We start from the raw sequence: 25,502 nt of genomic DNA on the forward strand, positions 1-25,502 counted from the left end.
GCCTGTCCGCATGCTGAACACCATCCGAGGGAGCATCGCCGTGCCCGGTGAGAATCTGTCCCGTGACGAGGCCCGGGAGCGGGCCGCCCTGCTGTCCGTCGACGGGTACGAGGTGTCCCTCGACCTGCGCTCGGCGGTCGGGGACGAGCCCGGGGACGGTCCGCGCACCTTCCGTTCGGTGACCACGATCCGCTTCCGGTGCAACGAGCCGGGGGCCACGAGCTTCGCGGACCTGGTCGCGCCGAGCGTCACGGCCGTGTCGCTGAACGGCCGGGACCTCGACCCCGGCGAGGTCTTCGACGGCTCCCGGATCGCCCTGGAGGACCTGGCCGCCGACAACGAACTGGTCGTCGACGCCCAGTGCGCCTACTCCCGCACCGGCGAGGGCATGCACCGCTTCGTCGACCCGGAGGACGGCGAGGTCTACCTCTACACGCAGTACGAGCCGGCCGACTCCCGCCGGGTCTTCGCCAACTTCGAGCAGCCGGACCTCAAGGCGCCCTTCCGCTTCGAGGTGCGGGCGCCGGAGGGCTGGACGGTGTGGAGCAACGGGGCCGGCTCCCGGAGCGAGGGGGTGTGGCGGTTCGCGGAGACCAAGCCGATCTCGACGTACATCACCTGTGTGGTGGCCGGCCCCTACCACTACGTGACGGACTCCTACGAGCGCGTCCTCGACGACGGCACCCGTCTGGAGATCCCCCTCGGCGCCCTGTGCCGCAAGGGGCTCGCCCCCCACTTCGACGCCGACGACGTGTTCCTCGTCACCAAGCAGGGCCTGGACTTCTTCCACGAGCACTTCGACTACCCGTACCCCTTCGGGAAGTACGACCAGGCGTTCGTGCCGGAGTACAACCTCGGCGCGATGGAGAACCCGGGCCTGGTGACCTTCCGCGAGGAGTTCATCTTCCGGGGCAAGGTCACCCGGGCCTCCTACGAGGGCCGGGCCAACGTGATCCTCCACGAGATGGCCCACATGTGGTTCGGCGACCTCGTCACCATGGTGTGGTGGGACGACCTGTGGCTGAAGGAGTCCTTCGCGGACTTCATGGGCACCTTCGCCAACGTCGGCGCGACCCGCTTCAAGGACTCCTGGATCACCTTCGCCAACCGCCGCAAGGCCTGGGCCTACCGCGCCGACCAGCTGCCCTCCACGCACCCCATCACCGCCGACATCCGCGACCTCCAGGACGCCAAGCTCAACTTCGACGGCATCACCTACGCCAAGGGCGCCTCGGTCCTGAAGCAGCTCGTCGCCTACGTCGGCCAGGACGCGTTCCTGGAGGGCGCCCGGCGCTACTTCAAGCGGCACGCGTACGGCAACACGCGTCTCGGCGACCTGCTGTCCGTGCTGGAGGAGACCAGCGGCCGGGACATGGGCGCGTGGGCGCGGGCCTGGCTCCAGACGGCCGGGGTCAACTCGCTGACCCCGCAGGTGCTGCTGAGTGCCGAGGGACGCGTCGACGAGCTGGCCGTCGTGCAGGAGGCGGCCGAGTCGCACCCGGAGCTGCGGCCGCACCGGGTGGCGGTGGGCCTGTACCGCCGTACGCCGGAAGGGGCCCTGGAGCGGTACGCGCGCGCCGAAGCGGACGTCGACGGCCCGCGCACGGTGGTGGCGGAACTGGCCGGTGCCGAGGCGCCGGAGCTCGTGCTGGTCAACGACGACGACCTGACGTACTGCAAGACCCGCTTCGACGCGGGCTCCCTGGAGGCCCTGAAGGCGGGGCTCGGCGACCTCACCGACCCGCTCGCCCGCGCCCTGTGCTGGTCGGCGCTGTGGAACATGACCCGGGACGCGCTGCTGCCCGCCAGGGAGTTCATCGCCATCGTGCTGCGCTTCGCGGGCCGCGAGTCCGACATCGGCGTCCTGCAGATGCTGCACGCCTGGGCCGAGTCGGCCCTCGTGCACTACGTGGCGCCCGACTGGCGGGAGCCGGGTGCGCGGCTGCTCGCCGAGGGCGCCGAACGGGAGCTGCTGGCCGCCGAGCCGGGCAGCGAGCAGCAGTTGGCGTGGGCGCGGTTCTTCGCGCGGACGGCCGAGGGCCCCGCCGCCTTCGACCTGTTGCAGGGCCTGCTGGACGGCACGTCCGTGATCGAGGGGCTGGAGGTCGACCAGGAGCTGCGGTGGGCGTTCCTCCAGCCGCTGACGGTGTGGGGGGTGGCCGACGAGAAGACGCTGGCCGCCGAGCTCGCCCGCGACGACACCGCGTCCGGCAAGCGCCACCAGGTCCGCTGCCTGGCCGCCCGGCCGTCCGAGGCGGTGAAGGCGCAGGCGTGGGCGCAGGTCGTGGAGTCCGACGCGTTGTCCAACGCCCTGGCCGAGGCGACCATCGCGGGGTTCGGCCAGCCCTCCCAGCGCGGCCTGCTGGAGCCGTACACGCAGAAGTACTTCGCGGTGATCGAGCGGGTGTGGCGGGAGCGCTCGATCCAGATCGCGATGAACATCGTCTCGGGGCTGTTCCCCTCCCTCCAGGACTCGCGGGCGACGCTGGACGCGGCCGACGCGTGGCTGGCCGCCCACGAGGACGCGGCACCGGCGCTGCGCAGGCTGGTGCTGGAGGGGCGGGACGATCTGGCCCGGGCACTGCGGGGGCAGGAGTGCGACGCGCAGGCCGTCAACGCCGTCAACACACACTGACCTTTGGCCTGAGCTTGGGCGTCCGGTAGCCGTTACGAAATACGGTCAATCGGAGCCGTAACCCCTGGTCCCACCCGAATGGACCAGGGGTTTTCGCCGCCTACTCGGCACCCGAACATCCGTCCTTTAGTACTGCCTTGTCCGTATTTGTCGACGAGCGTGTAACAGCGGTTATCGGGCGCTCCGGAGGCGGGAATCTCCGCTGCATGAACCACAACACCCCGGTCCCCCCGCTCTCCCCCCGCCCCCTGCGTCACCTCTCCGAGGTGCACCGCCGTGTCGTGACGGCCGGCCGGCTGCGCGCGACCGGCGTCTCGGTCGCCGAGGCCAACGAGCAGTGCCGGCCCGGCGGCCCCTGGCAGCAGATCCTCCCGGGCGTCTTCCTGCTCCACCCCGGCCCGCCGACCAGCGAGGAGCGGCTGCACGCGGTGCTGATGTACGCGGCACGGGAGCAGAGCGCCGGGGTCCCCGTGCAGCCGGGCGCCGAGGAGCCGCACCGGCCGGTGTACGCCGAGGCGATGATCACCGGCCTCGCGGCGCTCACGCTGCACGGCTTCAGCTCGACACCGCCGCTGCCCTCCCTGGACCGGATCGACGTCCTGGTCCCGAGGCTGCGGCGGCTGCGCTCGACGGGCGGCGCGCGGATCGTCCGCACCTCGGCGCTCCCCGCCGCCGAACAGGTCACCGGCGTCCCGGTCGCCCCGGTGCCGCGCGCCCTCGCCGACGCGGTCACCGATCTGACGGACGCGGGCGCGGTACGCCGGCTGCTGACCGAGGCGGTGCGCGGCGGACACTGCGAACCGGCAGCCGTCGTAAGGGAGTTGACCAACGCCAAGCTGCTGAACCGCCCGCACGTGGTGGACGCGGTGGACTCCCTGCTCGCCGAGGGCCGCGCCATCGCGGAGGACCGCCTGTACCGCATGGTCACGGAGTACGGCCTGCCCGACCCGGTGTGGAACGTCGACCTGAGGCTGCCGGGCGGCCCCCACCTGGGCGGCCTGGACGCGTACTGGCCGGAGCAGGCGGTCGCGGTGGAGCTGGACACCCGGGCACCCCGGCAGGGCCATCGGCAGGACGACGACGCCCTGTGGTCCGAGTACGCCCGCAAGCGCGAGCACCTGGAGCGGCTCGGCATCACGGTGGTCCACATCACCCCGCGCAAGCTCCGGGACTCGATGGAACAGCAGGCGACGGTGGTCCGTACGGCCCTGATGGCCTCGGGCGACCGGGACCCCGCCGCCTATGTCGTGGTGCTGCCCCGGTAGTGACGGACCGGGGCGGGACCAGGAGGGGAGAGGAGGGGCCACGGCACCGGGGAGCCGTGGCCCCTCCTCGTGTGTGTGCGACGGCGGCGCGCCTACCGGCCGCAGTACTCCGCCTCGATCACGGCGTCGGTGTCCCCCGACCAGTCGCCGTTGAAGTTGAAGGCGAGGGAGTGCCGCCCGTCGGCCGTGGTCACGGCCACGGAGGAGGAGCCGTGGATGCCGCCGTCGTGGCCCCACACGTGGACCCCGCAGCTCAGCTCGCGGTCGATCAGGGCGAGGCCGTAACCGGCCCCCGGGATCTCGTCGACGGTCACCGTGGTCTTCATCTCCCTGAGCTGCTTCGGCGGGAGCAGCCTCCCCCGCAGCAGGGCCGAGTAGAAGCGGTTCAGATCGGCCGCGTCGGAGATCATCTCGCCCGCCGAGGAGGCGAGGGACGGGTTCAGCTCGGTGACGTCGTACGTCGGTCCCGTCGCCGTCCGCGCGAGCTTGGAGTAGGCCCGGCTGCTGGGCTCGGGCACGGTGACACGGGTGCCCGGGACCGAGGTGGCGCTCAGGTGCAGCGGGACGACGACACGGCGGCGGATCTCCTCGCCGTACGTCCGTCCGGTGGCCTGCTGGATCACCATGCCGGCCAGGACGTAGTTGGTGTTGGAGTAGCTCCAGGACGTGCCGGGCGCGAAGTCCGGCCGGTGGGCCATGGCGATGGCGACCAGCTGCCCGGGGCTCTGGGTGTCGTAGCGGTGCGCGAGGAAACCGTCCTTGAGGAAGTACGTGCGCCCGAACGTGTCGTCGGAGGTGTAGTCGAAGACGCCGCTGGTGTGGTTGAGGAGCTGGCGCAGGGTGATCCGGCCGCCGTCGTGGCCGTTGCCGTGGACCGTGCCGGGCAGCCACTTCTCCACCGTGTCGTCCAGCGACAGCCGTCCCTCCGCCTCCAGCTGGAGCAGCACGGTGGCGACGAAGGTCTTGGTGATGGAGCCGACGCGGTAGCGGTCGTCCGCCGAACGCGGCGCGTGCGTCCTGAGGTCGCCGACGCCGGCGGTGGTCGACCAGGTGCCACGCCCGTCCCTCGCGGTGAGCGTCACCCCCGGCACGCCGTCCTTCACGGCGGCGCGGACGGCCTGCCGGGTCGCCGCATGAGTGTCGGACCCGGCCGCCGTCGCCGGGGCGGCGAGGCCGGTCGCGAGTGCCACGGCACTCGCCCCGAGCGCCACAGTCGTGCGTACGGTCATGTCTTCCCCCTGTTCCGGCACGCTCGGCGAGCGTGATCGGCGGGAGAGACTCGGCCCGGACCGGGAAGGTTGAGGTGGATCAGGCGGGTTGAGCCGCTTTCAGCCCTTCTTCAGGACCAGCTCCGTGTTCCGGTCCTGTGCGGCGCCGCCGAGCTTGTCGCTCGAACCGGGGGCGTTGTAGGCCAGTTCGCGGTAGAGGGCGGCGAGGCCGGTCTGGGAGAGGTCGGTGAAGTCGGTGCGGTGGGGGGCCGCGGACTCGATCAGGGTGGTGAAGACCGAGATCGTGCCGTCCTTGTTGTCGGCCAGTTCGACGACCCGGGCCAGGTGCGGGAAGTCGATGTGGGAGGCGGTGGAGATCTCCCAGAAGGAGCGGCCGCCGGGGGCGGAGTGGGCCGTGATCACATTGCGGTGGATGTGCCCGTTGACCCAGGCGAGGACGTTGCTGTGCCGGGTGAGGAGGGCGACGACCTCCTGGCCGTTGTGCCGGCGCTCGCCCGGGTGGGCCGGGTCGGGGCGGGTGTTGGTCATCGAGTCGCTGGTGTGGTGGCTGAAGACGACGGCGAAGGAGTCCTTGTTCTCCCGCAGCGTCCGGTCCAGCCAGCGCAACTGCCGGGTGCCCATGGAGCCCTGGTAGTGGCCGCCCGGGTCGGTGGTGTCGAGGCTGATGCCGATGACGTCGTCGGCGATGCGGAAGCTGTAGTACTGGGTGCCCTCGTCGAGATTGGCGGTGGAGTAGCCGTGGCCGACCGGGCCGGCGCCGCGGTGTGCGGGGTCGAGGTGGGCCCTGAGGTAATCACGGGCGGTGTAGGGGGCGCGCCGCTCGTCGGGGGTGACCGAGCGCATGCTCCGGGCGTACGCCTTGAGCAGGTCGCGGAAGGCGTGGCCCTGGGGGTCGGAGGCCTTGCGGATCATGTCCTGGAGCTTCTTCGACTCGGACGGGGGCAGCGACATCAGCTTCTTGCCGCCGACGGCGTACTCGGCGAGCCAGGAGTCGCCGTGGCCGTAGCAGCCCAGCGGCAGGCTGTCGTGGTTGCCGACCGTGGAGTACCAGGGGACGGTGAGGCCGGGGCTGTTCAACTCCCGGACGGCGGCGGCGAGATAGCCCTGGAGATGCGGGAAGCCGCGCTGCTTGTCGGCGTCTCGGGTGGTCGAGTCGGGCTGCCAGTACTGCTTGAGGCCGCTGTTCTGGACGCCCTCGTAGTGCCGCGGGTCACCGGAGTTGGGGATGATTCTGCCGCCGCTCATGACGGTCAGGAACCAGTCGAGCTCGGTGTGGCTGTTGTTGTCCGTGTTGTCGCCGGTCGTCATGGCGAACTGGAGCGGGGCGCCGGTGGCGGGGGCGCCGCGCAGCGCGTTGATCCGCTCGACGAGCGAGATCGCGCCCGGCACGGTCAGCGCCTCCTGGGGCCGCCAGGCGTGCACGTCGGTAGAGCGCAGGTACTCCAGGCGCAGCGGGTGCTGGGTGTCCATCAGGTGCAGGTCGGTGAGCTGCACGAACGCGGCCAGCGCGGTACGGCGGCCGGCCCGCCCGGCCTTCGGGGCCGCGAGTTCGGAGCGCACCGTGCGGCTCCAGCCGGGGCCGTCGCCGAGGCGCCGGTAGCCGGAGCCCGTGCGCGGGGCGGCGACGGAGGCGACGGTGGTGCCGCGGGTGTACGGGGCGAGGGGGGCCGCGGCCGGTGCGGCGGCCCGGTGGACGGTCTGGGCCACCGGTGCCTCGGCGGCCCCGGTGGCCGTCGCGGCCTGGCTGTCGGTGGGCCGCAGGGCGTAGCCGACGCCCGTGGAGACGGCGGCCGCGCCCGCGGCGGCGAGGACGGTACGGCGGTGGACCGCCGGCGTGGTGCTGGCGACAGAGCGTGTGCGCGACATGGCGCGATCTCCCCGAGTGCGAACTGCGTCGGCAGTGGTCGCGGGGGCTCGCGCTCGCGAACCACCCGCTCGCTCTGGATGCTTGGCACCGGGAATGACCTGCGCGTGAACGAGACGGCAACGCGCAGCGCCGATCACCGTACGTGGATCTTGGCCCACCCCGTGTGTTCAGGAGCGCTCGTCGAACGGTCCGGGGGCGGTCACTCCGTGTTCATCTTCCGGGGTAGGACAGCTATCCCCCGGGCCGTCCGGTGACCGGCCGCTCCTGCCACAGCCGCAGGCCGAAGTCGACCAGCGGCACCCGTTCCAGCTCCGGTACCGCGTCGAGGTCGTGCCATGCGGCCATGTCCGTGGAGCCGCCGACCTCGAAGCGCAGTTCGCCTCCGGTGATCCGGGCCTCGTACAGGAGTCCCACGTGGTGGGCGTCGACGGTGCGGCCGAAGCGGCGCCGCTCCGGGAAGCGCGCCGACCGCACCCCGAGCATGCCGGTGACCTCGACGCGGTGGCCCGTCTCCTCGGCCACCTCCCGCAGCACGGTGTCGTAGGGGTCCTCGCCGTGCTCCGTGCCGCCGCCGGGCAGCGTCCACCGTGGCCGGCCGTGGTCGATCCAGCGGGCCAGCAGGACCTGTCCGTCACGGACGCACACGGCGTAGGCCGCCACCCTCAACTTTGCGCGCATACCGCCAAGTTAGCCCGCCGGGACCGGATTGGCCGGGGAGTATTCGGGCGCCGACCAGCGCAGTGGCAGCGCGGACGGGGTCTCGACGGTCTCGCGCACGGTGAAGCGGACCCTGCGCTCGGGACCGAACTCGGTGCTCGCCTCGCCCGTCAGCTGGAGGACCGTGCCGGTCGTCCAGTCGAGGAACAGCAAGCCGGCCCGCGGGTCCGCGGCGAGGTTGCCGAGGGTGAGGAACATCGAGTTGCCCGGGTAGTCGCGCCAGCTCAGTTCCCCCGGTGCGTCGACGCGCACGAAACCCGGGTTGCCGCCCCGGTGGCTGACGTCGGCGCCGCCCCCGTGCACGGAGGCCAGGAAGAAGGTGTCCGCCGCGGCGACGAACTCGGCCTGCCGGGGGGTGAGTTCACCGCCGTGCAGGGTGTCTCCGCGGCGCCGGCCGGCCACCACCTCGTACGACTGCCTCTTCTGGAGGTACTTCGGGCAGTTCGCGAAGACCTGGTCGGCCTCGATCGCGAACCCCCCTGCCGTGGGCCCGAGTCGGCCGTTGAGCCGCATCCGGCGGCGGGTGCGGGGGTCGAGGGCGATCGTGCCGACGGGGGTGCCGGGGGTGGTGAACGCCGTCGCGAGGGGGTCGGACGGCAGCCATCCGCCCGCGACCGAGACGCGGTGCGGGCCGGTCGCCCGTACGAAGCCCGGCGCTCCCGTGAGCGGGGACGCCCAGACCCGGCCCGTCGAGGGGTCCGCGGCACCGGCCACCAGCAGCGGCTGGAGCTCCAGGAAGGCTGCGGCGACCTCCCGGATGCCCCGGCCGACCGAGCGGCCCACGTGGTCGGCCTGCTCGCGCACCCCGACCCGGTCCTGCACGGCCCGCGAGCCCGCGTGATAGACGCCCATGGCTAGAAGAAACCGCAGGTCGGAGCCGCGCCGGAGGGCGCGGGCGCCTCCTCGGCGCCCTCCGGTACGGAGATCTCCAGGCGGGTGCCGTCGGGGTCGTGGAAGAAGATGCCGCCCGACGCCGCGCCCTCGCGGTGGGCGACCACCCCTGCGTGGGCGAAGTCGGCGCCGTACGCCCGCAGCGCCTCCTCGTACTCCCTGACCCGCTCGATCGAGTCGGCCTGGAAGGCCAGGTGGTGCAGTCCCGCCCGGTCGGGGGCGTACGGCTGCTCCGCCTGCTGCCAGAGGGTGAGGACGAGGGTGTCGCCGTCGCCGAGGAAGGCGTACCGGCGGCCCTCCTCCTTGCCCTCGGCCAGGGGCGTGAAGCCGAGGACGTCCCGGTAGAAGGCGAGCGAACGGTCGAGGTCGGTGACGTTCAGGCCGATGTGGCCGGTGCGCAAGGTCACGGCTGTCCCCTTCAGCTTGGGCAACCCGGTGGTTAACCCTTGTGATGGACTTTAAGGGTTAGAAGCGGGGAGTGCAACCAGTCACGTAGGCTTGACCGGTTAGCACGGAAGGGAGCCCCGCATGCCCGCCCCCCGCGACCCCCGCCCGCTCACCGGCGAACCGCTCGCCCTCGACCTCCTCAACACGCGGTGGATGAGCGAGGGGACCCTCCAGGACCTCCTCACCGACGTCGACGGGCTCGCGGTGTGGCTCGACTCGGCCGGACTGGGCGGCGAGCACACCCCCGACGACCGGATGCTGCGGCACCTGCGGCAGGCCCGGGAGGCCCTGCGCACGGCGGTGGACGGGTCACTGGAGGAGGGGGCGCCGCTGGTCGACGCGGTGCTGGAGCACGGGCGGGTCCGGGTCGCGCTCACCCCGCAAGGGCCCGTCGAGCGGCCCGAGTTGAGCGACCCCGCCTGGGGCCCCGGCTGGCTCGCCGCCCGCGACTACCTGGCGCTGCTCGGCACCGCCCCGGACCGGATCAGGTCGTGCGCCCACGAGTCGTGCGTGCTCCACTTCCTCGACACGTCGAGGAACGGCACCCGGCGCTGGTGCTCGATGGCGACCTGCGGCAACCGCGCGAAGGCGTCCCGGCATTACGCGCGCAGCAAGGACGCCTGAGGGGCACCGGAAGGGCGCCCGGGGACGGCCTGAAAGAGCCACCCAAGAGACCGTCAGGGTGAATTGACCGCTTTCTTACGCCTCTTCACCGATGTCCGCAAAGGGCATCGGGGGTTTTCCCCATACAGCCATATCGATTCGGTCAACTCTCCCTAAACATCCTTCCCATGCGTAAAGCTGGGCGGTCATCCGGGGTCTTCTTCCGGATCGCCGTGGCCAGGACCGATCGATCCCGGTCACACACCCGCTCGTTCCTTTACCTACAAGGGATGCCGATGACCCTCACCCCCCAGCGCGCTCCGATATCGGGCGCGAGACGTGTGGCGCGCATAGCCGCGGCCGCCGGACTCGTCGCCGCGCTCTCCGCGGCGGGTCCGATACCCATGGCCTTCTCCGCCGACGCGGGCACCACCCCCGCGACCTCGGACCCGGGCCTCAAGTCCGCCGACGAGAAGCTCGGTTCGGACGACGCCGACGCGCTCGCCGAGGCCAAGGCCGACGGCGCGAAGAACATCACGCTGATGGTCGCCACCGCCCCCGGCAGGACCGAGCAGGTCGCCGAGGAGCTGGACGCGGTCAAGGGCGGCCTGGTGGGCCGGACCTACGACAAGCTCGGCTACGTCCGGGCCACGGTCCCCACCGCGAAGGCGGACTCGGCCATCGCCGCCGCCGCGAAGCTCTCCTCCGTGCACGGCATCGACGTCAAGCAGGACATCCCGCTGGACGACCCGACGCCGAGCGCCGACACCGCCAAGGGCGCCGCGGGCAAGGGCACCAAGACCTACCCCGCGCCCGGCAAGAAGACCCCCGCGACGAACCCGTACAACCCGTCCTTCGAGACCGGCGCCGTCGACTTCGTGGAGGACCACCCGAAGGCGGACGGCCGCGGGGTCACCATCGGCATCCTGGACTCGGGTGTGGACCTCGGCCACCCGGCCCTGCAGAAGACCACCACCGGTGAGCGGAAGATCGTCGACTGGGTGACGGCGACCGACCCGGTCTCCGACGGCGACGCCACCTGGCGGCGGATGACCACCGCGGTCTCCGGCCCCAGCTTCACCTTCGACGGCCGCACCTGGACGGCGCCCGCCGGGTCGTACCAGGTCAACCTGTTCCGTGAGGCCGCGACGACGGGCGGCGACGCCAAGGGCGACGCGAACCGGGACGGCGACACGACCGACACCTGGGGCGTGCTGTACGACAAGGCCGCCGGGACCGTCCGGGTCGACCTGAACAACAACCAGGACTTCGCCGACGACACCCCGATGAAGCCGTACAAGGACGGCCATCAGGTGGGCTGGTTCGGCACCGACAACCCGGCGACGGACGTCGCCGAGCGCCAGCCGTTCGTCGTCGAGATCCGCAAGGACGTCGTCTACGACGCCGCGGGCAGCAAGGCCGACTACGTCAACATCGGCGTCATCGAGTCCGAGCACGGCACCCACGTGGCCGGCATCACCGCCGCCAACGGCCTGTTCGGCGGCAAGATGAACGGCGCGGCCCCGGGCGCCAAGCTCGTCTCCTCCCGTGCCTGCACCTGGACCGGCGGCTGCACCAACGTGGCGCTGACCGAGGGCATGATCGACCTCGTCGTCAACCGCGGGGTCGACATCGTCAACATGTCGATCGGCGGCCTGCCGGCGCTCAACGACGGCAACAACGCGCGCGCCGAGCTCTACACGCGCCTCATCGACACCTACGGTGTCCAGCTGGTGATCTCCGCGGGCAACTCCGGCCCCGGCGCGAACACCATCGGCGACCCGGGCCTGGCCGACAAGGTCATCTCGGTCGGCGCGACCATCTCCAAGGCGACCTGGGCCGCCAACTACGGCTCGCAGGTGACCAAGTCGTACGCCATGATGCCGTTCTCCTCGCGCGGTCCGCGTGAGGACGGCGGCTTCACGCCGACCCTGTCCGCCCCGGGCGCGGCCATCAACACCACCCAGACTTGGCTGCCGGGCTCCCCGGTCGCCGAGGCGGGCTACTCGCTGCCGGCCGGCTACTCGATGCTCCAGGGCACCTCGATGGCCTCCCCGCAGGCCGCGGGCGCCTCCGCGCTGCTCATCTCGGCCGCCAAGCAGAAGCACATCGCGCTGACGCCGGCCACCCTGCGCACCGCCCTGACCTCGACCGCCAAGCACATCAAGGGTGTGCAGGCGTACGAGGAGGGCGCGGGCCTCATCGACATCGTGGACGCCTGGGACTCCATCAAGGACGGCGCCACCGCCCACGACTACACGGTCAAGGCCCCGGTCGACACCGCGATCGACCAGCTCCTGAAGACCCCGGGCTACGGCACCGGCCTCTACGACCGCGAGGGCGGCCTGAAGGCCGGCCAGAAGAAGACGTACGACGTCACCATCACCCGTACGTCCGGCGCGGACAAGGCGCTCCGCCACGACCTGCACTTCCACAACAACGCGGGTGACACCTTCCGGATCCTCGGCAAGGACGACATCCGGCTCCCGCTGAACCAGCCGGTGACCGTCAAGGTCCAGGCCCAGCCGAGGTCCGCGGGCCTCAAGAGCGCGATCCTCGTCGTCGACGACCCGAAGACCGAGGGCATCGACCAGCAGGTCCTGACCACGGTCGTCGTCTCGGCGCCGGTGAAGTACACCTACACCGCGTCGAACACCGTGCAGCGCAACAGCAGCCAGTCGTACTTCGTGACCGTGCCCGCGGGCGCCAAGTCGCTGGAGGTCGCGATCGGCGGGCTCAAGGACAAGAGCCAGACCCGCTTCATCGCCCTCCACCCCTACGGCGTCCCGGTCGACAACACCAGCACCCCGTACTGCTACAACAACTACCTCGACGGCAACGGCTGCAAGCCGGACGCCCGTTCCTACGCCGACCCGCAGGCCGGTGTCTGGGAGATCGAGGTCGAGTCGCGCCGCACCTCGCCGCTGCTCGACAACCCGTACAAGCTGGACGTCGCCGTCTACGGCGCGGCCTTCGACCCGGAGACCGTGACCGTCCCCGAGGCCAAGGTCGGCACCCCGGCCACCGCCTCCTGGAAGGTGACCAACAAGTTCGCCGCGATCGACGGCAAGCTGGCCGGCGGCCCGCTCGGCTCGTCCAAGACGGCCCGCCCGACCATCGCCGAGGGCGCCACCCAGACCACCACGGTCGAGGTGCCCGCGGGCGCCAAGTCGCTCGACGTCGCCATCGGCAACGTCTCCGACGTGGCCGCGGACCTGGACCTGGCGGTCTACGACGCGGCCGGCACCGTGGTCGGCTCGTCCGCCGACGGTGACTCGGAGGAGTCCGTCTCGGTCGCCTCGCCCGCCGCCGGCACGTACACCATCGAGGTCGTCGGCTACTCGGTCCCGGCCGGCTCCACGGCGTACGACTACCAGGACGTGTTCTTCTCCGGCGCCCTGGGCACCGTCACCGTCTCCGACGCGCCGGTGAAGCTCGCCACGGGCGCCTCGACGACCGTCTCCGGCAGCGTCACCGCCCTGGCGCCCGCTCCGGAGGGCCGTGAGTTCTTCGGCCAGGTCAGCCTCGTCAACGCGCGCGGCACGGTCGCGGGCGTCGGCAGCGTGAAGATCGAGAAGGTCACGCCGTAGCACTTCTCCGTACGGCGACAGGGGCGGGCGTCCGTTGGGGCGCCCGCCCTTCTCGTCCCCCTAGCAGCTGAGTCCGCGCGAGGCGGGCAGCGAGGCGGTGACGAAGGCCCGCTCCCGGGCGATCTCCCGCTCCCCGACGGCCCAGTGGTCGGGGGCCGGCGAGCCCGCGCTCACCCCGAACAGCACGGCGGTGCCCTTGGTCAGCGGTTCGGGCAGGTCGTACTCGCCGATCACATAGGTGAGGTCCCGCACGCCGAGCGTCGGCTTGAACCAGTGGCTCACCCGCACGGTGACCCGGAGTTCCCCGGTGGCGGGCAGCTCCTCGACGGCGGTCACCTCGCCCTCGGCGACCGTGGTCGCGCAGGCCAGGTAGGCCGGGCTGCCGAAGCGGACCCCCGACTCCGCCTTGGAGGCCGAGTCGGCGCTGCCGCCCGCGTCCTGGCTGATCCCGCCGTTGTGCCCGAGGAGCCAGCCGAGCCCGGTGACGACGCTCGCGACGGCGGCCACCGCGAGGGTGCCGAAGGCCAGGGTGCGGACGCGGCGGCGGGCCGGGGAGGGCCGTAGCCGCGCGGGCACGGGGTCCGGGGTGGGCGGCGCTTCGGCGAGGGCCTCGCCGAGGAGCCCGAGCTGCTCCCTGAGCAGCCCGATGTCGTCCTCGGCCGCCCGGTACTCGGCGAGGAACGCGCTGTCCGCGCGGGCCTCGTCGCCGAGCTCCTCACCGGTGATCGCGGCCATGAGCGCGTCGCTGTCGTACGTCTCGTTCTCGGCGCTCATGTCACACCACCTCGTCCTCGTGCAGGCGGGCGCGCAGGGCCCGCACCGCCGTGTGCAGGCGGCTTTTCACCGTGCCCTCCGGAACGCCCAGCTCCTGGGCGATCGAGCGCACCGGCAGGTCGGCGAAGAACCGCAGCACCAGGACCTGGCGCTGCTGGTCGGGCAGCTCGTCCAGGCCCTGCGCGACGGCGACGGACAGCACGCTGGTGTCCTCCCCGGAGGGGTGCTCGTGCTGTCTGAGCGAGGCCAGCCGCTCTCCCAGCCGCTCCTGGCGCTTCTTGGCCCGGTGCCAGTCCATGGCGAGGTTGGAGGCGACGACGGCGGCCCACGCGGACACGTCCCGCGGCGCCTCGTGCCCCTTCGCCGCCCGCTCCAGCAACCGCAGGCGGACCTGCTGCACCCCGTCCGGCAGGTCCGCCTGCGGCACCCCGCCCAGGGCGAGCACGGCCCGCACCCGGCGTTCCTGCGCCGCGTCCAGGGGGTCGTCCCCCTGGGTCCGGCGGCCGATTCCGCGCAGCACCGACACCCCTCCCCTCGCCGCGTTTCTCCTACGACGCCGGTGGGACGGAAAACGTTCGGCGGGGCCCGGGACAATTTCTCCGAGGTGTACGTCACACCGGGCGCCCGGGACCGTACGGCTTGCGGCACGAGGTGACCGGCGGGCGAATTTCTCCAGCTCAGGCAGGGTGCGGCCACAGTTCCGCAACCCGTCGGCCGCCTCGGGGCGTCCCAGCCCTCGAGCATGGAGCACAAAGAATTGGACAGGCTGACCCGGGTCGGCCGCATGATGGAAAAGCCTCGGTCACGTGCGAAGAGATAGGGAGTCACCGTGAGGGTCGGAATCGTCGGAGCCACCGGACAGGTCGGCACGGTCATGCGGAAGATCCTCAAGGAGCGGAACTTCCCGGTCACGGAGCTGCGCCTGTTCGCCTCCGCCCGCTCGGCCGGCTCCGTCCTGGACGGCGTGACGGTGGAGGACGCGGCGGCGGCCGACTACACCGGCCTGGACATCGTGCTGTTCTCCGCGGGCGGCGCGACCTCGAAGGCGCTGGCCGAAAAGGTCGCCTCGCAGGGCGCGGTCGTGATCGACAACTCCTCGGCCTGGCGCAAGGACCCCGAGGTCCCGCTGGTCGTCTCCGAGGTGAACCCGCACGCCATCGCGGACCGCCCCAAGGGGATCATCGCCAACCCGAACTGCACCACGATGGCCGCGATGCCGGTCCTGAAGGTACTGGACGCGGAGGCGGGCCTGCTGACGCTGATCGCCACCACCTACCAGGCGGTGTCCGGCTCGGGCCTCGCGGGCGTGGCGGAGCTGCACGGCCAGGTGCAGAAGGTCGCCGCCGACGCGGACAAGCTCACCCACGACGGCGGCGCGGTCGACTTCCCCGAGCCGCAGGTCTACAAGCGGCCCATCGCCTTCAACGTCCTGCCCTTCGCCGGCAACCTCGTCGACGACGGCCTGAACGAGACCGACGAGGAGCAGAAGCTCCGCAACGAGTCCCGCAAGATCCTGGAGCTCCCCGAGCTGAAGGTCTCCGGCACCTGTGTGCGCGTCCCGGTCTTCTCCGGCCACTCCCTCCAGGTCAACGCCCGCTTCGCCCGCCCGATCTCCCCGGAGCGCGCGACGGAGCTGCTGGCGGGCGCCCCGGGCGTGACCCTCTCGGACATCCCGACCCCTCTTCAGGCCGCCGGCCAGGACGCCTCCTTCGTCGGCCGCATCCGCCGCGACGAGACGGTCGACCACGGCCTCGCCCTGTTCATCTCCAACGACAACCTCCGCAAGGGCGCCGCGCTGAACGCGGTCCAGATCGCGGAGCTGGTGGCGGCGGAGCTCAAGGGCTGACCCTCAGGGCCGCCTGACCTCGTAGAGGAAACAGCCGTACTCGACGGCCCGGACGTGGACCAGCGCCACGGACGGGTCGTCGAACGCGTTTCGGAAGGCGTCGTCGTCGAGCCGGTCGACCAGCTCTCCGCCGAGGATGTGTCCGTCGGACGAGTAGCGGCGGACGGTTCGGTGCGCGTCGGCGAAGGGGAGGCCGTCGGGGTCCGGTCCCGCGCACTCCCCGGCGTGGACGAAGACCGGGCCCTGTTCGTCGTACGCCCCCGGACGCGCGCCCGTTTCGGCCGCCCAGCGGCGCAGCGGGGCGTAGGAGACGAGTGCGATCCGCTCGCCCGGCTCGCTGCGGCGCAGACAGCACCTGAGGGGTGCGCCGCCCTCCTCGTCCGTGAACGGGGCCGGCGGGCGGCCGGCGTCGTCGGCGGTGCGCAGCTCGCGGAGGACCGCGGGGCCGATGGGGAGTGCGGTGTAGGTCGTCATGGGACCAGGCTGGCGCGGCCGCGCCCGGATGACCGGCGGAAACCGGACGTGGAACCCCCGGAACCGCAGGGTAATCCCCCGATCCGTCGGAGACAGTTCGTGGAAGGATGGCCGGACCGCCGAACCTACTCATATCGAGGAAACAAGGAGATGACCGCGTGCCTGGCACAAACCTGACTCGCGAAGAGGCTCAGCAGCGCGCGAAGCTGCTCAGTGTCGAGTCCTACGAGATCGATCTCGACCTCTCCGGCGCGCAGGAGGGCGGTACCTTCCGGTCCGTGACCACGGTGCGCTTCGATGTCGCCGAGAACCGCGCCGAGTCCTTCATCGACCTGGTGGCCCCCACGGTCCACGAGGTCACGCTGAACGGGGACGCGCTCGACCCCGCCGAGGTCTTCAAGGACTCCCGGATCGCCCTGCCCGGTCTCCTGGAGGGCCGCAACGTCCTGCGGGTCGTCGCGGACGCCGCCTACACCAACACCGGTGAGGGCCTGCACCGCTTCGTCGACCCGGTCGACCAGCAGGCGTACCTGTACACCCAGTTCGAGGTGCCGGACGCCCGCCGGGTCTTCGCCTCCTTCGAGCAGCCGGACCTGAAGGCCACCTTCCAGTTCACCGTGAAGGCGCCGACCGGCTGGACCGTCATCTCCAACTCCCCGACGCCCGAACCGAAGGACGACGTCTGGGTCTTCGAGCCGACCCCGCGGATCTCGTCGTACATCACGGCCCTGATCGTCGGCCCGTACCACTCGGTGCACAGCGTGTACGAGAAGGACGGCCAGTCCGTCCCGCTGGGCATCTACTGCCGCCCCTCGCTCGCCGAGCACCTCGACTCGGACGCCATCTTCGAGGTGACCCGGCAGGGCTTCGAGTGGTTCCAGGAGAAGTTCGACTACGCGTACCCCTTCAAGAAGTACGACCAGCTGTTCGTGCCGGAGTTCAACGCGGGCGCCATGGAGAACGCGGGCGCGGTCACCATCCGCGACCAGTACGTCTTCCGGTCCAAGGTGACCGACGCCGCCTACGAGATGCGCGCCGAGACCATCCTGCACGAGCTGGCCCACATGTGGTTCGGCGACCTCGTGACCATGGAGTGGTGGAACGACCTGTGGCTGAACGAGTCGTTCGCCACCTACACCTCCATCGCCTGCCAGGCGTACGCCCCGGACAGCCGGTGGCCGCACTCCTGGACCACGTTCGCCAACTCCATGAAGACGTGGGCGTACCGCCAGGACCAACTGCCTTCCACGCACCCGATCATGGCCGAGATCCGCGACCTGGATGACGTGCTGGTCAACTTCGACGGCATCACGTACGCCAAGGGCGCCTCCGTGCTCAAGCAGCTCGTCGCCTACGTGGGCGAGGACGAGTTCTTCGGTGGTGTGCAGGCGTACTTCAAGCGCCACGCGTTCGGCAACACCCGCCTGTCCGACCTGCTGGGCGCGCTGGAGGAGACCTCCGGCCGTGACCTCGGCACCTGGTCGCAGAAGTGGCTCCAGACGGCCGGCATCAACGTCCTGCGCCCGGAGATCGAGACCGACGGCAACGGTGTCATCACCTCCTTCGCCATCCGCCAGGAGGCCCCGGCCCTGCCCGCCGGTGCCAAGGGCGAGCCCACCCTGCGCCCGCACCGCATCGCCGTCGGCCTGTACGAACTCGACGACACCACCGGCAAGCTGGTCCGCGACGAGCGCGTCGAGCTGGACGTGGACGGCGAGCTGACGGCCGTGCCGCAGCTGGTCGGCAAGCGCCGTCCGGCGGTCGTGCTCCTCAACGACGACGACCTGTCGTACGCCAAGGTCCGCCTCGACGAGCAGTCGCTGGCCTTCGTGACCGAGCACCTGGGCGACTTCGAGTCGTCGCTGCCGCGCGCGCTGTGCTGGGCGTCGGCGTGGGACATGACGCGGGACGCCGAACTCGCGACCCGCGACTACCTCTCGCTGGTCCTCTCCGGGATCGGCAAGGAGTCCGACATCGGTGTCGTGCAGTCGCTGCACCGGCAGGTGAAGCTGGCGATCGAGCTGTACGCCGCCCCCGCCGCCCGCGAGACCCTGCTGACCCGCTGGACCGACGCCACGCTGGCCCACCTGCGGTCCGCGGCGCCCGGCAGCGACCACCAGCTCGCCTGGGCGCGGGCGTTCGCGGCGACGGCCCGTACCCCCGAGCAGCTGGACCTCCTCGAGGCGCTGCTCGACGGGTCCCAGGTCGTCGAGGGTCTCGCCGTGGACACGGAGCTGCGCTGGGCGTTCGTGCAGCGGCTGGCCTCCGTGGGCCGCTACGACGAGTCGGAGATCGCCGCCGAGTACGAGCGGGACAAGACGGCCGCCGGTGAGCGCCACGCGGCGACCGCCCGTGCCTCGCGGCCGACCGAGGAGGCGAAGGCGGAGGCCTGGGCGCAGGTCGTCGAGTCCGACAAGCTGCCCAACGCGGTCCAGGAGGCCGTGATCGGCGGGTTCGTGCAGACCGACCAGCGGGAGCTGCTCGCGCCGTACGCGGACAAGTACTTCGAGGTGGTCAAGGACATCTGGGAGTCCCGCTCGCACGAGATCGCCCAGCAGATCGCGGTCGGCCTCTACCCCTCGCTCCAGGTCTCCCAGGAGACCCTGGACCGGACGGACGCCTGGCTGGCCGACGCCGAGCCGAACGCGGCCCTGCGCCGACTCGTCTCCGAGTCCCGCGCAGGAGTGGATCGCGCCCTGAAGGCCCAGGCAGCGGACGCCCGGGCGGGCGAGTAGGGGGACGGGGGCGGGCGGTCCTGCGGAACGCGGGCCGCCCGACACCCGGGTGGCGTGGCCCCCGTCAGCCGTCGCCCTCCATGCGTAGCAGGCGGGCCGTGTTCAGCATGGTGCGGACGTGCAGCGCGGTCTGTGCGGCCACCGGCACCCATCGCAGGTCGTACGTCTTCTCCAGCTCCTGGCTCCACTCGCGCACCAGGTCGTCGAGGATCTCGGCGGCCCGGGGGTCGGTGCGGGCAAGGGCGCGGCTCGCCATCGCCGCCACCCTGAGCGGGATACGGCGGGCGGAGATCCCCCGGGACGCGAAGTGGCCGTGGAAACGCCCGGGTTCCTCCGCGGCCCAGCCCGCGACGATCGCGGGCGCCACGTCGAGGAGTTCTCGCGCTGCGTCCCCCAGCGGCGTCAGATCCTCCGGCACGGCCGTGTCGAGCCGGCTCCCGAGGACGTCCGCGAGTTCCCGGGTCCGGCCCAGCAGCACCTCCCCCAGACGGGCGGCCGCCCGGTCGGGGTCGGTGACGGGCCGGGCGTCGCTCACCGAGGGCACGGCCCACGCGGGCGTCTCGATCAGCGTGGTCAGGGTGCCGTGGCGGCGGGGGTGCAGCCAGGTGCTCTCGGCGACGTAACCGCTCGGGTCCCGTTCGCCCTCGCCGTGCCCGTCGGGCAGCACCAGGACGCCGGGCGGGTCGAGCCGCCAGTCGGGGCCGTCGACGGGGTCCCGGTCCACGGGGACCCGCAGGTGTGCCGCCGTACGCCGGAAGGCCTCCGCGGCGCCGGGCACCTCCCGCGTCATCATCACGAAGGCACCGCCGAACTCGATGCCGTGCAGGGTGAACTGGGCGACGGGCCGCAGCTCGTCGAGGAGCCGCAGGAGGGCGGCCGACTCGGGCAGCGGCCTGCCGGGCGGCACGGGCAGGGACTCCGGCTGGCGGGCGAACGCGGGCCGGTAGAAGTAGCGGTGACACTCCGTCAGCGACGGCTCCGGCTGCTCCGGCTGCCAGCCGTGCGCGAGGTGGGCCCCGTCGGGGTCGAGGCAGAGCAGGAAGTGCCAGGTGCAGCCGAGGGCTTCGAGCACACGGGGCCGCCCGGCGAACAGCGCGGCGAGCCGCAACGCCGAGGCGCCGCCGACCGGTTCGTTGGCGTGGGCGCCGGCGACGGCCAGGACGTGGCGGTCGCCGTGTCCGGCGGACAGCAGCCACAGCGGGCGCCCGGCCCGGCTCGTGCCGACCTGCTCCAGCCGCAGCAGGCCGGGGGCGGCGCGGACCAGCGTGCGGGCCCTTCGCTCCAGTTCGTCGACTGCCGGATAGAGCGAAGTCCGCACGCCGGTCCTCCGAACGCTGCTGGTCCGATCAAGCACCCTGGGAATTACTGTCCCCAGTGGTCTCTTTCTTGTCCAGCGGGCGAATCACGATCTTGACGGTCATGTGAGCTCCTCTCAACTGCCGCCGTTGCCGCCGCTGTCCCCCGTGGTCTCCTTCTTGTCCAAGGGGCGGATCACGATCTTTGTCGGCATCGCAACTCCTCGTTTCAGTACGGGATTTGACCTTTCCGAAGCGATCGCTGACCGCTCTTGTCAAGGCTGTGCCGATGGGGTCAGAGTGTCAAGAAGGTGTACGTGTAAAGGGGAGGGGCCCCGGTGGCGGATACGGCGGCGGTGACGGTCGAGTCGTTCGGGCGCCCCCGGATCAAGCCCGAGCACCGCGCCTACCGCACCGTCGACGGGAACGTCCGGGTCGGCAGCGTGATCCACGGCATCGGCGCGGAGATCGCGGACCCGCAGGGCTGGGTGTGGACGCTCGTGGGGGCGATGGACGGGACGCGGACACCGGCGGAGGTGGTCGCCGAGGTCCTGCGCGCGCACCCCGCACTGACCGACGCGGACGCCCGCCAGGCGATGGCGGACCTGCTGGCCGCCGGTTTCGTGGACGACGCCGGGGCGTCCGTGCCGGTGCCGCCTCGCGAGGAGGACCGCTACAGCCGCGGTGTCCCCCTGCTCCGCTGGATGGACCTCGCCCCGCGCGCCAGCCCCTGGGACGCCCAGCTCCGGCTGCGCGGGGCCCGGGTGCTCCTGATCGGCGTCGGCGGCACGGGCGGCCACGCGGCCCAGGCCCTGGTCGCGTCCGGCGTGGGCCACGTCCACTGCGTCGACCCGGACGTGGTCGAGCTCTCCAACCTCAACCGCCAGCCCCTGTACCGGGAGTCCGACCTCGGCCGCCCGAAGGTGGAGGCGGCGCTGACGACCCTGCGGGCACTGAACTCGGACGTGACGGTGACCGGGGAGCGGAGGGAGGTGACGGGCCAGGAGGACCTGACGGAACTGCTGGCCGGACCACCGGGGGCAGGGCGACCGGGGGCGGGGCGACCGGGGACGGGGCGGCCGTCGGACACGGCACACCCGGCGCAGGCCACCGGCCGAAGCGGCGACGCCCGAAGCCGCGGGGACGAGGGCCGCCGTAGCCCTGGGGCGGACCCCGGACCGACCGGGGCGCCCACCGCGACCGCGGCCGGCCCACAGGCTCTCGTGCGCCCGGTCTCCCCCTCCCCCTACGACCTCCTCGTCCTCGCCGCCGACCGCCCCGAGTCCCTGCGGCGCTGGACCAACCGGGCGTGCCTGGCGGCCGGGGTGCCGTGGGTCGACGCCGGGTACCGGGGGCCGCTGGTGACCGCCGGGGTGTACGTGCCGGGGCGGGGGGCCTGTTGGGAGTGTCTGCGGGACGGTGAGATCGCCCGGCGTGACCTGCGGCTCGGGCCGGGGCAGGACCCGGAGGACGCCTCGCCGCGGATGCCGTGGAACCCGGCGAGCGCCGTCACCGCCGGGCTCTCGGGAGCGCTGCTCGCGCATGCCGCCCTCGCCCTGCTGACCGGAATCCCCGCGATGGAGCCGGGCTTCCGTTTCGGCGTGAACCTCATGCTCCCCGGCGACCCGGTCCACCAGCGCACACCGCGGCACCCGGACTGCCCGGCGTGCGGGGAGCGTGCGTGAACCGGGTACGGCTGCACGCGCTGGACTCCCGCCCCGACGGCGACGAGTGGATCGTGGGCCGCAGGGCGACCGGCCGGTTCGTCGCCCTGCCCGCGGTGGGCAAGCAGGCCCTCGACCTGCTCGACGAGGGCCTGACCCCGGCCGAGGTCGGCGCCCGGCTCCGGGACCGGACCGGTGACGACATCGACGTACCGGACTTCGTGGCGGCGCTGATGGACCTCGGGTTCGTCGCGGAGGTCGACGGCCGTGCGATCGAGCAGGAACCGCCGCCGCCACCGACGCTGGCGTGGATACGGCCCCGTCATGTGCGCTGGCTGCTGAGTCCCGCCGTCCCCGTGGCCGTGGCCCTGCTGATCACGGTCGCCCTGTGCAGCCGGCCGCCCGTGCCGCTCGACTACCGCACGCTGCTGTGGAGTTCGCACGGCAGCGCGGTCCTCGCCCTCGGCGCGGCCGTGGGCTGGAGCCTGCTGCTGCTCCACGAGTGCGCCCACCTGCTGACCGCCCGGGCCACCGGTGTGGCGGGACGGATGCGGCTCGGCACCCGGCTCCAGTTCCTGGTCATGCAGACGGACATCAGCGGGATCGAACTCGCCCCGAGACGGCACCGGTTGACCGCCTACCTCGCCGGCATCGCGACCAACCTGACGGCCGCGTCCATGGCCGCCCTGGCCGCGGGCGCCACGAGCGGCACACCCCGCCGTGTCCTCGCCGCGGTGGCGCTGCTCGCCCTGCTCCCCCTCCCGTTCCAGCTCATGGTCTTCATGCGCACGGACCTGTACTTCGTCCTCCAGGACCTCACCCGCTGCCGCGACCTGTTCGGGGACGGGGTGGCGTACACGAGGTACCGGGCCCGGCGTCTGCTGCGGCGCACCGGCGAGGCGGACCCCAGTCTCGAACTGCCCGCGCACGAACGGCGGGCCGTGCGCGCGTACAGCGTGGTGCTGGTCCTCGGCACCACGCTGTGTCTCGCGTTCTTCGCGACCGTCACCCTGCCCGCCGACCTGACCCTGTTCGCCCGTGCCCTCGTCAAGTCGGCCGCGGGGCGGTCGGCTTGGGACCGGCTGGACGGGATCGCCGTCGTCGTCACGCTCGGCGGGCTGCACGCCCTGTGGCTGCGCACCTGGTGGCGGGGGAGCAGACTCAGACGGACACCATCCCGCCCGTCGCGTTGACGAACGTGCCGGTGATGCCGCCCGCGTGGTCGGAGGCGAGGAACACCGCGGTGGCGGCGACCTCGGCGAGGGTGGGGTTGCGGCGGGTCATGCGCATGCCCGCGAGGTGGTCGACGATGCCCTGGACGGCACTCTCGTCGATGGTCGGGTTGACCGCGGAGAGCTTCTCCACGGTGAAGGTCTCCGGCACCCCGGCCACCCACAGCCCCACCGCCCGCACCCCGCGCGGGCCCAGTTCGATCGCCAGGTTGCGCACGAGGGTGTCGATCGCCCCGTCCGCGGGACCGGTGCCGCCCATCATCGGACTGCCGTGCGCGGAACCGCTGTTGAGGGCGATGATCACACCGGAGCCACGCGCGGCCATCCGGCGTCCGGCAGCGCGGGCGGTGAGGAAGTTGGCGCGCAGACCGTCGGCGACCGGCCGCATGAAGTCGTCGACCGCCATGTCGGTCAGCGGCGCGCCCTGCACATCGCCGCGGGTGACCAGGTTGACGGAGATGTCGATGTCCCCGACCTGCTCCGCGTGCGCCTCCACGGCCGCCTCGTCCAGCGCGTCCACGACGGCGACCTCGGCGTCCTTGATGTCGGCGGCCACCGCCTCCAGGGACGCACGGGTGCGGCCGACGAGGTGGACCCGCGCGCCCTGCTCGGCGAAGGCGCGGGCGACGGCCCCGCCGATGGAACCGCCGGCGCCGTAGACGATCGCGGTCTTGTCGGTGAGCAGCATGGTGAACTCCTTGGAAGGTGTTTCGTACGTGACATCCATGCAGACGTACGACTCCCCGGACGCTCATCGGTGGGGGCACCGCTGCTCGGTCGGCCCCTCGGTCGTCACAGCCGCGGGGGCAGTCCGAAGGCGGCGAAGAGGTGCGGCTCGAAGGAGGTGATCTCCGCGATGCGGTCGCCGCGGCCCTGGTCGCCGAAGCGCAGGACGTCCAGCACCTGGGCACGGAAGACGCTGGTCCCGGGCCTGCGGACGTAGTTCGCCGCCGCGAGCTGGCCGTTGGCCCGGGTGGGCAGGCTGCGCCAGTGCCCGAGGAACATCGGGGAGCCGGGATCGAGACTGACCCGCACGAAGTCGATGATCGCGTCCCGGCCGACGAACCAGAAGGGGTTCGGCGGCATGGTGAGGGTGACGTCCTCGGTGAGCAGCGCGGCCATCGCGTCGAAGTCGAGGCGTCCGACGGCGGCCATGTACCGGTCCAGCACCGCCTGTTGGTCCTCCGTGGGCACGGTGGCCCGCCAGTCCGAGCGCTCCCGGGGCAGGTGTTCGCGCAGGGTGGGCCGGGCCCGCTGGAGCGCGCTGTTGACGGAGGCCACGCTGGTCTCCAGGGCCGCGGCGGTCTCGGCGGCCGTCAGCCCGAGGGCGTCGCGCAGGACCAGTGCGGCCCGCTGGCGCGGGGGCAGGTGCTGGATCGCGGCGAGGAGGACGAGCTCCAGGGTCTCGCGGGACACCGCGGCGGACTCGGGCTGCTCGTGCTCCTCGGCGAGGGGCATCTCGTCGTCGGGATAGGGCTGCAACCAGGTGATACGGGCGGGCGGCTCGCCCTCGCCGTGGTTCATGCCCGGCACCGGTTCGTAGCGCTGCGGGCGGCGCGCGGTGCGCCGCAGCTGGTCCAGGCTGGTGTTGGTGGCGATCCGGTACAGCCAGGTCCGCGCGCTCGCCCGGCCCTGGAAGCCGTCCCGCGCCCGCCAGGCCCGCAGGAAGGTCTCCTGCACCAGGTCCTCGGCCTCGTCGTACGACCCCGTCATGCGGTAGCAGTGCACCTGGATCTCACGCCGGTACTGCTCGGTGAGGGCCGCGAAGTCGGACTCGGTGAGGGCAGCGCCTTCGGTGCGTTGCGTCACGGGGGCGGCCGTTACGGAATCCCCGTCGCCCCGGGCATCCCCGGCACCCCCGGTCTCCGCGGCCTCCCCGGCGTCCTGGGTGGTGTCGCGCACCGTGCGCGCCACACGCCTCAACCGGGCGACGGACTCCGACAGTTCGGACACGGTCGAGTAGAGGGCGTCCGCCGGCTGGGGCGCCAACCGCAGGGCCTGCCGCCCGATGTCGTCGATGAGCCCCTGCACGGTGAGGCCCTGCGGCTGCCGTCGTTCCCGGTAGGCCTTCTGCCGGCAGGCGGCGGAGCAGTAGACGGAGCCGCGTCCGGTACGGCCGGCTCGCGCGGGGAGCGACTTCCCGCACACCGCGCAGACGTCTGTGGCCACGTGCGCCTCCGGGAGTTTCGTAACACGGGATCGGAGTGACGGTACAACGCCACCGCGGGACACGCGCCG

At 72.2% G+C, this 25,502-nt stretch carries 19 protein-coding genes; 8 read left to right on the plus strand and 11 right to left on the minus strand.

The window, feature by feature from the left end; genetic code table 11:
- Positions 1-40: 40 nt before the first annotated feature.
- A complete protein-coding gene (gene pepN, locus ACIQJT_RS07045) occupies positions 41-2,635 on the plus strand; it encodes an aminopeptidase N (protein ID WP_402640562.1) in 2,595 nt (864 codons plus the stop codon).
- A gap of 206 nt (positions 2,636-2,841) precedes the next feature.
- Positions 2,842-3,900, plus strand: a complete 1,059-nt coding sequence (locus ACIQJT_RS07050) for a hypothetical protein (RefSeq protein WP_402640564.1) — start codon at positions 2,842-2,844, stop codon at positions 3,898-3,900.
- A 92-nt stretch (positions 3,901-3,992) separates the two neighbouring features.
- Here the strand turns inward: ACIQJT_RS07050 and ACIQJT_RS07055 are convergent, their stop codons facing one another.
- From ACIQJT_RS07055 to ACIQJT_RS07075, 5 genes are all read right to left on the minus strand, one after another.
- Entirely contained in the window at positions 3,993-5,129 is a 1,137-nt protein-coding gene (locus ACIQJT_RS07055) for a serine hydrolase domain-containing protein (protein ID WP_402640566.1), read from the minus strand.
- Positions 5,130-5,228: 99 nt separating this feature from the next.
- Positions 5,229-6,995 (minus strand): TIGR03767 family metallophosphoesterase, encoded by a 1,767-nt coding sequence (locus ACIQJT_RS07060; RefSeq protein ID WP_402640568.1) that lies wholly within the window; start codon positions 6,993-6,995, stop codon positions 5,229-5,231.
- A gap of 232 nt (positions 6,996-7,227) precedes the next feature.
- A complete protein-coding gene (locus tag ACIQJT_RS07065; RefSeq protein ID WP_402640571.1) occupies positions 7,228-7,674 on the minus strand; it encodes an NUDIX hydrolase in 447 nt (148 codons plus the stop codon).
- A gap of 9 nt (positions 7,675-7,683) precedes the next feature.
- On the minus strand, positions 7,684-8,565 hold the full coding sequence (locus tag ACIQJT_RS07070; RefSeq protein WP_402640573.1) for a pyridoxamine 5'-phosphate oxidase family protein: 882 nt from the start codon (positions 8,563-8,565) through the stop codon (positions 7,684-7,686).
- Positions 8,566-8,567: 2 nt separating this feature from the next.
- Entirely contained in the window at positions 8,568-9,011 is a 444-nt protein-coding gene (locus ACIQJT_RS07075; protein WP_365450249.1) for a VOC family protein, read from the minus strand.
- A 121-nt stretch (positions 9,012-9,132) separates the two neighbouring features.
- On the opposite strand from ACIQJT_RS07075, the gene ACIQJT_RS07080 reads away from it, so the two are divergent.
- The gene (locus tag ACIQJT_RS07080; RefSeq protein WP_365450247.1) at positions 9,133-9,675 is read left to right on the plus strand and encodes a CGNR zinc finger domain-containing protein; all 543 of its coding nucleotides are present in this window, start codon (positions 9,133-9,135) and stop codon (positions 9,673-9,675) included.
- 275 nt (positions 9,676-9,950) lie between these two features.
- Positions 9,951-13,244 (plus strand): S8 family serine peptidase, encoded by a 3,294-nt coding sequence (locus ACIQJT_RS07085; RefSeq protein ID WP_402640576.1) that lies wholly within the window; start codon positions 9,951-9,953, stop codon positions 13,242-13,244.
- Positions 13,245-13,304: 60 nt separating this feature from the next.
- On the opposite strand, the gene ACIQJT_RS07090 is transcribed toward ACIQJT_RS07085, so the two are convergent.
- Positions 13,305-14,018 carry a hypothetical protein gene (locus tag ACIQJT_RS07090; protein WP_402640578.1) on the minus strand — a complete coding sequence of 238 codons (714 nt, stop codon included), beginning with the start codon at positions 14,016-14,018 and terminating at the stop codon, positions 13,305-13,307.
- A 1-nt stretch (position 14,019) separates the two neighbouring features.
- Positions 14,020-14,544: a sigma-70 family RNA polymerase sigma factor gene (locus ACIQJT_RS07095; RefSeq protein ID WP_053852501.1), complete on the minus strand. Its 525-nt coding sequence runs from the start codon at positions 14,542-14,544 to the stop codon at positions 14,020-14,022.
- 303 nt (positions 14,545-14,847) lie between these two features.
- Between ACIQJT_RS07095 and ACIQJT_RS07100 the strand changes: the two genes are divergently transcribed.
- Entirely contained in the window at positions 14,848-15,864 is a 1,017-nt protein-coding gene (locus ACIQJT_RS07100) for an aspartate-semialdehyde dehydrogenase (protein ID WP_402640582.1), read from the plus strand.
- 3 nt (positions 15,865-15,867) lie between these two features.
- On the opposite strand, the gene ACIQJT_RS07105 is transcribed toward ACIQJT_RS07100, so the two are convergent.
- Positions 15,868-16,338 (minus strand): DUF1203 domain-containing protein, encoded by a 471-nt coding sequence (locus ACIQJT_RS07105; RefSeq protein ID WP_365450238.1) that lies wholly within the window; start codon positions 16,336-16,338, stop codon positions 15,868-15,870.
- Between the two features lie 158 nt (positions 16,339-16,496).
- On the opposite strand from ACIQJT_RS07105, the gene pepN (ACIQJT_RS07110) reads away from it, so the two are divergent.
- Positions 16,497-19,073: an aminopeptidase N gene (gene pepN / locus ACIQJT_RS07110; protein WP_365450236.1), complete on the plus strand. Its 2,577-nt coding sequence runs from the start codon at positions 16,497-16,499 to the stop codon at positions 19,071-19,073.
- Positions 19,074-19,137: 64 nt separating this feature from the next.
- Here pepN (ACIQJT_RS07110) and ACIQJT_RS07115 read toward each other — a convergent pair whose 3' ends face one another.
- Positions 19,138-20,391, minus strand: a complete 1,254-nt coding sequence (locus tag ACIQJT_RS07115; RefSeq protein ID WP_402640586.1) for a M14 family zinc carboxypeptidase — start codon at positions 20,389-20,391, stop codon at positions 19,138-19,140.
- Positions 20,392-20,706: 315 nt separating this feature from the next.
- Between ACIQJT_RS07115 and ACIQJT_RS07120 the strand changes: the two genes are divergently transcribed.
- Entirely contained in the window at positions 20,707-22,053 is a 1,347-nt protein-coding gene (locus ACIQJT_RS07120; RefSeq protein ID WP_402640589.1) for a HesA/MoeB/ThiF family protein, read from the plus strand.
- Positions 22,050-23,225, plus strand: coding sequence for a hypothetical protein (locus ACIQJT_RS07125; RefSeq protein WP_402640591.1), 1,176 nt, complete (start codon positions 22,050-22,052; stop codon positions 23,223-23,225). Before ACIQJT_RS07120 ends, ACIQJT_RS07125 begins: the two co-directional genes overlap by 4 nt.
- Here ACIQJT_RS07125 and ACIQJT_RS07130 read toward each other — a convergent pair.
- Both ACIQJT_RS07130 and ACIQJT_RS07135 read right to left on the minus strand, forming a co-directional pair.
- Positions 23,194-23,952, minus strand: coding sequence for an SDR family NAD(P)-dependent oxidoreductase (locus ACIQJT_RS07130; protein WP_402640593.1), 759 nt, complete (start codon positions 23,950-23,952; stop codon positions 23,194-23,196). The two genes, ACIQJT_RS07125 and ACIQJT_RS07130, sit on opposite strands and share 32 nt — an antisense overlap.
- A gap of 104 nt (positions 23,953-24,056) precedes the next feature.
- Positions 24,057-25,433: an RNA polymerase subunit sigma-70 gene (locus tag ACIQJT_RS07135; protein WP_402640596.1), complete on the minus strand. Its 1,377-nt coding sequence runs from the start codon at positions 25,431-25,433 to the stop codon at positions 24,057-24,059.
- Positions 25,434-25,502: the final 69 nt, after the last annotated feature.

Origin of the sequence: Streptomyces sp. NPDC091972 (assembly GCF_044756385.1) — a bacterium.
Lineage (GTDB): Bacteria > Actinomycetota > Actinomycetes > Streptomycetales > Streptomycetaceae > Streptomyces.